This window comes from Sporomusa sp., assembly GCF_057736855.1.
On sequence record NZ_JBYKYF010000122.1, the window covers coordinates 1 to 8,780 of the forward strand.

Consider the following 8,780-nt stretch of genomic DNA (forward strand, 5'->3'; position numbering starts at 1 on the left):
ACGGATTTATTGAAGCTATGCGTTGTATTGCCAGAGAAGCGAAAGAAGACGCTTCCCTAATTACTAACGCGCCGCGCACGACGGTAGTGGGCCGCCTTGACGAAGCTACTGCCGCGCGCAAACCTGTAGTAAAATGGCAAAAGTAGACCGGCTGCCACTGCCTGATACTATTTGCTTTGTTTATCCGAAACAGACTAAGCCGGTAAGTGTGACAGGCACAGTTTGTGAATTAAACTGTGCCCATTGCGGCGGACATTACCTAAAACATATGCAGCCCATTGATTCTTTAGTTCAGCCTGAAGCTATTACTGGTAATAGCTGGCTGGTGAGTGGTGGCTGCCGACCGGATGGGTCTGTGCCAGTGGCAGAATACCTAGACCGGCTGGCTGAACTTAAACAGCGGCGTCGCTATAACCTGCATGTCGGAGTGGTAAGTTCTGCGGTTATTGAACAACTGGCCGTTGTAGCCGATTGCGTATCTTTTGATTTTGTCACCGATGCGGCGACCATTCAGGAAGTGTTTGGCCACAATCGTACACCTGACGATTATATCACCTGTTATCAGGCACTTAGGCGCCGGGTTAAAGTAATGCCGCATATCTGTATTGGCCTCAAAGGCGGCCAAATCAGCGGTGAATACCAAGCATTGGAATACTTGAAGGAGCTGGGTGCTGAGGCGCTAACCTTCATTATCTTTATACCGACACGAGGCACCCGGTATGCCGATAGGCAGCCTCCCAGCCTTGCCGATACCGCCCGCTTGCTCAGTCATGCTAGATTGATGTTTCCGGATCTGCCAATGAAGCTTGGCTGTATGCGCCCAGGAGGGCGCTATCGGGAGGAAATCGACAAATGGGCAGTGCGGATAGGGTTTGATACCATTGTCAACCCGGTGCCAGCGGCTGTGCAGCTAGCCCGGAGTCTAGGTCTTACCCTGACATGGGGAGAGGAGTGCTGTGCGTTATGAATGTATGGAAATTGTCGGCAGGTACGGCATGCGTAATTGGCAAAAAGCAATTCAAAAGTGATGTGCTTCCGACCACTGCCTATATCCTGTTGGGGGAAAAGTGCCAGAATTATTGCCAGTTTTGCGCTCAGTCGCAAGACAGTTTGGCTCGGGCAGACCTGTTATCCCGAGTGACCTGGCCTGAATTTCCCGCCGAAGAAGCCGCCGCTGCCGTGGGGGCGGCTTTTGCGGCCGGACAACTACAACGGGCCTGCCTGCAGGTTATCAAAACTGAGCAGAGCTGGCAGGCCAGTGTGGAAGCGTTGGCGGTTTTAACCCAAGTTAGCAATATCCCTGTCTGCCTTTGTACTGACATTGAGACGGTGGCGCAGGCTCAGGAGTTGATGGCACAGGGCGCTGACCGCGTTGCTATCGCCCTAGATGCCGCTACTCCCAGGCTGTACCAGGAGATCAAGGGCGGCCAATGGCGGCAGCGCTGGGAACTGCTGCAGCGTTGTGCTGCCGCTTTGCCGGGCCGGGTTGCTACTCATTTGATTGTTGGTCTTGGAGAATCCGAGCAAGAGATGATCAGCACCATTGCACTCTGTCAGGACAATGGCATTCAGGTCGGACTGTTTGCCTTTACGCCGGTGCGGGGGACAGCATTAGCCCATAAGCAGCCGCCGGCTGTTGGGCATTATCGGCGAGTGCAACTGGCGCATTATCTGTTAAAACTGGGTTATAGCCGGGATATTTTTCAGTTTCAGGGCGGGAGGCTGATAGCCATTACATTACCACAACAGGAACTAATCGCCGCCGTAGCTGACGGTAAAGCCTTTGAAACCAGTGGCTGTAGTGGTTGCAACCGGCCTTATTATAATGAGCGTCCCGGCGGGGTGGTGTATAACTATCCTCGACCGCTTACACCCCAAGAGGTTAGGCAGGCGCTGATAGACTGCCAATTATGGACTTGGGAGGAGATAGGCGATGAAGTGGCGGGTAATCAATAGCGGCATGGGTCAGGCTGCCGACAATATGGCTGTGGACGAAGCGATATTACGCGCGCATGCTGCCGGGCAGGTTCCGCCCACCATCCGGTTTTACGGCTGGCGGCCGGCCGCTGTTAGTGTGGGCTATTTTCAAAAAGCTGCTGCTGAGTTGGATTTAGCTGAGTGTCGCCGTCAAGGAATGGCTGTTGTTCGGCGTCTAACTGGCGGGCGGGCCGTACTGCATGATGCCGAGCTTACCTATAGCCTGGTTGTCAGTGAGATCCATCCGCTTGTTCCGCCTACCATTACGGCCTCTTACCGATTTTTTTGTCAGGGGTTGCTTGCCGGTCTCAAAGCTTTGGGAATTGATGCACAGATGAGCAACCCGCGGGCAGCTTATGGGCAGACCAAGCGTCAGCCGGCTTCTGCCGCCTGTTTTGATGCTCCCGCCCACTATGAAATTACCGTTGCTGGACGTAAGCTGGTGGGTAGTGCCCAAGTTCGCAAAGATGGCGTTATCCTGCAGCATGGCTCGGTGTTATTGCATTTCAATCCGGAGCAGATGGCAGCGCTGCTTGCCTTGCCAAGTGCAGACAAAGCGGCGGTAGCTGAGATGTTATCCAGGCGCGCAGTAGCGATTGCTGAAGCGGCCAATCGGGATATCGGCTGGGAAGAGGTGTGTCAGGCGATGATGGCTGCCTTTGGTCCGGCTTTGGGGGTGGAACTGGAAATAGGCAGTCTTACTTCTGCAGAAATAGCGGCAGCTAAAGAACTGGTTGTGAACAAATACTCTCAGGATAGTTGGAATTTGCGGCGCTGATGTCAGAAGGTATTTCCTTGACAGCGAGGTGCGGGTAAAGATGTCTCCCTAATTTGACATTGCGGAGCCTTGCTTTACTGGATAAATAACAGCCAGGGACAGTGTCCCGAGCGGTTGGAGGGATACTATGATTTATGATGTAGCCGTGATTGGCGGCGGTCCAGGCGGTTATGTGGCAGCTATTCGGGCCGCGCAATTAGGCGGCAGAGTATTGTTGGTAGAAAAAGAACATCTTGGTGGAGTATGCCTCAACCGTGGCTGCATACCGACCAAGACACTATTGAAAAGTGCTGAAAAGTGGGAAGAACTGAAGCGATGCACTGACTTTGGTTTTAGGGCTGACCATATCGGCTTTGATTTTGGTGCGGTAATGGAGCGGAAAGAAAGGATCGTGGCCGGACTCAGAGGCGGTATTGAGCAATTGGTCAGAAGTAATGATATTACCGTTATCCGGGGTACGGCTATGCTGACTGGTACCCACCAATTGCAGGTTAACACCGCGGCTGGCGAGAAAAGTATCGTTGCTGGTAACATTATTATTGCTACTGGGTCTAAGCCTAGCAGCATTTCGGTGCCGGGACATGATTTGCCAGAAGTTTTAACCAGTGATGAACTGCTGGAATTGACCGAAGTACCTAAACGTCTGTTGATCATTGGTGCCGGGGTGGTTGGCATTGAGTTTAGCTTTATTTTGCAGGCCTTTGGTTGTGAGGTAACTGTTGTGGAAATGCTGCCTAACATTTTGCCTTTGGTGGACAGCGAGTTAGTCAAACGCATGAGTTTAATCTTGCGCAAGCAGGGCATCAAAATGTTGGTTGGGTCAAAAGTAACTGCCATTGAGTCAGTTGCCAACGGCGTAGCAGTAACTGTAGACACCGGTAAGGGGATGCAGGAAATCCAGGCTGAAAAGGTGCTTGTCGCTACTGGTCGCCGTCCGGTACTGGAGGGGATAGGCTTGGAGGCCGTCGGGATTAACTATGACCGTTTTGGCATAAAGGTCAATGAGCGCATGGAGACCAATATTCCAGGCGTTTATGCCATTGGTGACGTTACCGGACAGAGTATGCTGGCCCACACGGCTTCGGCTGCAGGAATGGTAGCGGCTGAAAATGCTATGGGCAACTATTCGGTTATGGATTACAGCGCCATTCCTGTCTGCATTTTTACCACGCCGGAAATTGCTATGGTTGGCATTACCGAAGAGGAAGCCCGGCGGGAGCAGCTTGATTTTATCACTAGTAAATCTAATTTTGCCGCCAATGGTAAGGCTATGACCATGGGCGAAACCGACGGTTTGGTCAAAATTATTGCAGAGACGTCTACCGGCAGGGTTTTGGGTATGCACATTCTTGGTCCGCACGCCAGCGACTTGATTATGGAGGGAGTCCTAGCTATCCGGCATGGCTTAACTGCCCGCCAAATTGCTCATACCATCCATCCACACCCCACCTTATCGGAAACGGTCATGGAAAGTGCGCATGGGATTTATGGTGATAGTATTCATCAGGTGAAGTTAAAGACGAGAAAATAGGGCAGAATGGAATTCCAATTTAAACTGTAAAATAGTTAGAAGCATGGGGTGACCATGCTTCTAACTATTTACTTCATTATAGTTCAATTGTTACCATCGCATCAGGAGACTGCTGTACTTTTTTCAGTAGTTGCTGCCACTCTTCAAAAGTCAAATCCACTTGACCGGACTCGATAACATCAGCCGGGACCCGGAAATTTACGGTGTTGCCGTAGCTAGCAACCGCCAGTCTACCGCCGTAGGCGGATAATACAATTTTGTCGACTTCGACCACGGGTAGAGCCTGCTTGAGGAAAAAGGACTTACTTACAATACCTTTCATGAGCCCCCTCCTTTATACATTGTCCAGGTAATCTTCTACTTCCAGTATAATACAACTATTAAAAAGAAGGTAGCTTATTATTAACACTATTATTTTTATGGTTTTTCCACGTATTGGCAAATAGGGAGAATATGTTTGACTTTTTATATGTAAAATCATACAATTTAGGTAATTACATACGGCTCGGAACAGGTGCCCGCAAGGGCTTAATAGGGAAGCCGGTTTGAATCCGGCACGGTCCCGCCGCTGTGATGGGGAGTTATTTCTGCTCAATGCCACTGGAATAGTATAATTCTGGGAAGGCGCAGTTTAGCGATGATCCTAAGTCAGAAGAACTGCCTGTTTGACAATCACCGTTTTTACCTACGAGCGATGGGGAGGGGATTTATGTGTCGTGTTTGACATTTAATCTCTGTCATCCCTATTGCAATGACAGAGATTTTTTATTTGAGGAGTTGTTGTTGCATGGCAGGGATTTTTTACGGAGTGGGTGTAGGGCCCGGAGATCCAGAATTATTAACGGTGAAAGCCATTAATGCCATTAAGTCTGCTGATGTGGTTATTGCTCCACGCACGGAAAAAAAGAATGAGAGCACGGCGCTATCTATTGCCTATCCATATATTCCGGAAGGTACCGAAATTCTTGAATTAGTATTTCATATGAACTATAATGCGCAGGCACTGTCTGATGCATGGGTGCGTAATAAAGAGATTATTCTCGGATTATTACGTAATGGAAAAACCGTGGCTTTTCTAACGCTGGGTGATCCTATGCTATACAGTACGTATATGTATGTTTACCGCCTGCTTGAAACATCCGGCTACCAGATTATCAATATTCCTGGTATAAACTCCTTTTCGGCAATTGGCAATCGCTTAGGGATAGCACTGGCTGAAGGTGGCGATATTCTGAGCATCGTACCAGCTACTATTGATCACGAACGTTTAGAAAGAGTACTTGAGGTATCTGATAATGTCGTGTTGATGAAGGTATACAAAAATTATACTGAAATTGTTGAAAAACTACATAAGCATGGTATGGTAGAAAATGCTGTCATGGTTTCGAAGTGTGGTTTGGAAGGCGAAGAAATAATTTGTGATCTGACGGCCGCCAGTAAACAAAAAGTCAACTACCTCTCAACCATTCTTACTAAACGCTCAAAAGTGAGTCAACACGCATTAGCATGAACAATACCTTAACGGCGCTGTTGAGCCGCCAACAGGCAAAAACTCGTTTGGCAGGGATAGGACTTTTGGCGGCAGTGATGCTATTTACTTTGGTTGCAGTGGGGTTTGGCCGGGCAGATATCGGGGTGCGGGATGCTGCTGTTGTTATTTATGGAAAAATTATCGGCAATCCTGATATGTATAGTTACTTAGCTTCAGCAAAAACGGCCTTATCTGGGATATTCGTCTGCCGCGGATATTAGCCGCCATTGCCGTTGGTGCTTGTATCCAGAAGTATTTGCCGCAGAGTAAAGCAGTGGACAATATGGGATCAAGGATGGTGTATATTTGATTTACTGGTTGTTGCGTGGTTGCTGTAAAGAAGTCTAGCCTTAATTCCTACTTGACAAGTAGTGATTAATTTTCATATAATTTATTTGAAAACAAATATCATTATCGCCACGCAGTTGGCGAATAATTTTTAATTCAAAAGTGATAATGATTATTACTACTAGGGGGAATATCTATGACACTCGCACAAGCTAAACGTGGTCAGCGTCTGTTAATTGCTGCTATTCCTGATGCTGCCATTAGAGCACAGGCTATCCGCTTTGGTATTGCTGAGGGTGCTGAAGTAGAATGTTATGAGAAACTTCCTGCCGGCCCCATTGTTGTTGGTAGAGGTAAACAAGAGATTGCCATTGGCCGTCGCCTTGCTGAGAATATTGAAGTGAGGCCAGCCTAATATACTACGGATTATAAAAAAGGCGTACATAACGTCTGTATAGGTTGTTACTAACCAATGGAGGAGAATATGAGTCATTGTCATAATAGCTTAAGTCATTTGGACATCCCAGAGGGAGCCAAGAAGATAGTACTTGTTGGTAATCCTAATGTCGGAAAGTCCGTTTTTTTTAACGCTTTAACTGGTATGTATGTCGATGTGTCTAACTTTCCGGGTACAACGGTGGATATCTCGTATGGACGCTATAATAAGGATGTAGTCATTGATACACCCGGGGTATATGGCATTTCTTCGTTTAATGATGAGGAGAAAGTAGCTAGAGATGTTATTCTGTCAGCCGATTTAATTTTAAATGTAGTGGACGCTGTACATTTAGAACGCGACTTATTCCTGACTCTGCAAGTTATTGATACCGGAATTCCTACGATTGTTGCAGTCAATATGATGGATGAAGCTGCTAACCAGGGGCTAAAGGTGGACATTGATTTGTTGGAACATCTCCTGGGGGTGCCGGTAATTCCCACTGTGGCGGTAAAAGGAAAAGGGCTTGACGAGGTAAAAAACCGGTTATATGAAGCCCGTACAGGACTGATAGCACCCGAGTTGAAAAGCAAGCTGCAAGGTATGCTTAACCGGATTGGATCTTGGGGTGAGGCTTTGTTAGTACTCGAGGGAGATCCCCATGTAGCCGCACGCCATGGTGTACCTGCAGGGGATATGCGGGAAGAAATTTATCATGCCCGCCGTCACAGGGTCAATGATATTGTCAAGCATGTAGTGAAAGAGACGCAGGAAGGTGCTACCTTTGGTACTAAATTAGGCCGGTATATGTTGCGGCCTTGGACAGGTATCCCGATGTTTGCTCTTGTGCTGTATGCGATGTATTATCTGATTGGGGTTGTCGTTGCCCAAGACATTGTTGGTTTTACCGAAGAGACGGTAATGCAAGGAATGTATGAACCGGCAGTGCGGGAGTTTGTCGGGAGATTTATTAGCGAAGAATCGGTGCTGGGCACAATCTTAATTGGGGAATTTGGCCTCTTAACTATGACAGTAACTTATATTTTGGGATTGCTCTTGCCACTGGTTGTAGGCTTTTATTTTGCGCTTTCCATCATGGAAGACTCCGGTTATTTACCGCGGCTGGCAACCCTGGTTGACCGGATTATGACTAGTATCGGTTTAAACGGACGGGCCATTATTCCTTTGATTTTAGGTTTTGGCTGTGTAACTATGGCTACTATTACCACCCGGATTTTAGGAACCAAGCGTGAGCGAACCATTGCTACTGCTGTACTTGGTTTAGCTATACCATGCTCAGCCCAGTTGGGTGTTATTGCGGGGATGCTGGCAGGTATTGATGGTAAATATATGGCTATTTATGTTGGTGTCATTTTGTTAGTATTGGGGATAACCGGTAAAATTTTGAACAAAGTGCTGCCAGGGCAATCCTCTGATCTTTTGATTGATTTACCACCCATTCGCTTACCGCGCGGTGAAAATGTCTTGAAAAAAACGGTTGCCAAATCATATGCGTTTTTATTAGAAGCATCGCCACTGTTTATGCTGGGTGCGTTGATTATCTCCGGCTTGCGGCTTACCGGACTGCTGGAGATTATTCAGGTAGCACTGGCTCCGGTAACGGAAGGTATGCTCAAACTGCCTAAAGAAACAGCTACTGCCTTTATTATGGGTCTTATCCGGCGTGATTTTGGTGCTGCCGGATTAAGCGATATGGAGCTTACGGCTGCTCAGACGTTAGTGGCGTTGGTTACCATTACTCTATTTGTTCCCTGTGTTGCTTCCGTAATTGTTATGCTTAAAGAACGCGGCAGCAAAGAGGGTGGTTTGATTTGGCTCAGTTCTTGGGTATTAGCTTTTATTATTGGCGCCATCGTAGCGGCATTTGTCATGTAGTCATTAGAGAGAGGTGATTATCATGCAACAGCAAGTATGCCCGCAATGCAAAATGGTTTGTACAGCGGGCGAGATCCGCTGTCCGCGCTGCCATAAACTATTGTTAACCCAATGCAATGGTAATTGTAGCCAGTGTAAAGAGAAGAATGCATGTGCTGGATAGTGAAAACCCCTGGAGTTCAGAATGATTAAACTAAACTCCAGGGGTTCTTTTTTATTTGGCTCATTTCGGCATATCCGCCGGGTCCATAATGGCAATGTCGCCTTCTTCGCCAGTACGAATGCGAACGGCATTGGCAATCGGATAGACAAAGACTTTGCCATCCCCAATTTTGCCGGTACG

The 8,780-nt window shown here is 47.8% G+C and carries 10 protein-coding genes and 1 riboswitch; of the genes, 8 read left to right on the top strand and 2 right to left on the bottom strand.

Features of this window, described 5'->3' with window-relative positions:
- Positions 1–133: 133 nt before the first annotated feature.
- The 4 genes from lipS1 (at position 134) to lpdA (ending at position 4,286) form a co-directional block, all read left to right on the top strand.
- Entirely contained in the window at positions 134–967 is an 834-nt protein-coding gene (lipS1, locus tag AC29Z1_RS09480; RefSeq protein ID WP_488271218.1) for a LipS1 family lipoyl synthase, read from the top strand.
- A complete protein-coding gene (gene lipS2, locus AC29Z1_RS09485; protein ID WP_488271219.1) occupies positions 964–1,956 on the top strand; it encodes a LipS2 family lipoyl synthase in 993 nt (330 codons plus the stop codon). Before lipS1 ends, lipS2 begins: the two co-directional genes overlap by 4 nt.
- On the top strand, positions 1,934–2,755 hold the full coding sequence (locus AC29Z1_RS09490; protein ID WP_488271220.1) for a lipoate--protein ligase family protein: 822 nt from the start codon (positions 1,934–1,936) through the stop codon (positions 2,753–2,755). The genes lipS2 and AC29Z1_RS09490 overlap by 23 nt, the downstream gene beginning before the upstream one ends.
- A gap of 127 nt (positions 2,756–2,882) precedes the next feature.
- Positions 2,883–4,286 carry a dihydrolipoyl dehydrogenase gene (gene lpdA, locus AC29Z1_RS09495; protein ID WP_488271221.1) on the top strand — a complete coding sequence of 468 codons (1,404 nt, stop codon included), beginning with the start codon at positions 2,883–2,885 and terminating at the stop codon, positions 4,284–4,286.
- A 76-nt stretch (positions 4,287–4,362) separates the two neighbouring features.
- Here lpdA and AC29Z1_RS09500 read toward each other — a convergent pair whose 3' ends face one another.
- The gene (locus AC29Z1_RS09500; RefSeq protein WP_488271222.1) at positions 4,363–4,608 is read right to left on the bottom strand and encodes a hypothetical protein; all 246 of its coding nucleotides are present in this window, start codon (positions 4,606–4,608) and stop codon (positions 4,363–4,365) included.
- Positions 4,609–4,781: 173 nt separating this feature from the next.
- A riboswitch (cobalamin riboswitch) is annotated at positions 4,782–4,965 on the top strand.
- 108 nt (positions 4,966–5,073) lie between these two features.
- On the opposite strand from AC29Z1_RS09500, the gene cobI reads away from it, so the two are divergent.
- The 4 genes from cobI (at position 5,074) to feoB (ending at position 8,437) form a co-directional block, all read left to right on the top strand.
- Positions 5,074–5,796: a precorrin-2 C(20)-methyltransferase gene (gene cobI, locus AC29Z1_RS09505; protein ID WP_488271223.1), complete on the top strand. Its 723-nt coding sequence runs from the start codon at positions 5,074–5,076 to the stop codon at positions 5,794–5,796.
- Positions 5,793–6,038: a hypothetical protein gene (locus tag AC29Z1_RS09510; protein ID WP_488271224.1), complete on the top strand. Its 246-nt coding sequence runs from the start codon at positions 5,793–5,795 to the stop codon at positions 6,036–6,038. Before cobI ends, AC29Z1_RS09510 begins: the two co-directional genes overlap by 4 nt.
- A gap of 263 nt (positions 6,039–6,301) precedes the next feature.
- Complete coding sequence (locus tag AC29Z1_RS09515; protein WP_488271225.1) at positions 6,302–6,520, top strand: FeoA family protein; 219 nt, start codon at positions 6,302–6,304, stop codon at positions 6,518–6,520.
- Between the two features lie 69 nt (positions 6,521–6,589).
- Positions 6,590–8,437: a ferrous iron transport protein B gene (gene feoB, locus AC29Z1_RS09520; RefSeq protein ID WP_488271226.1), complete on the top strand. Its 1,848-nt coding sequence runs from the start codon at positions 6,590–6,592 to the stop codon at positions 8,435–8,437.
- Between the two features lie 223 nt (positions 8,438–8,660).
- Here feoB and AC29Z1_RS09525 read toward each other — a convergent pair.
- The coding region (locus AC29Z1_RS09525) for a P-II family nitrogen regulator (protein ID WP_488271227.1) at positions 8,661–8,780 on the bottom strand (120 nt) is incomplete at its 5' end.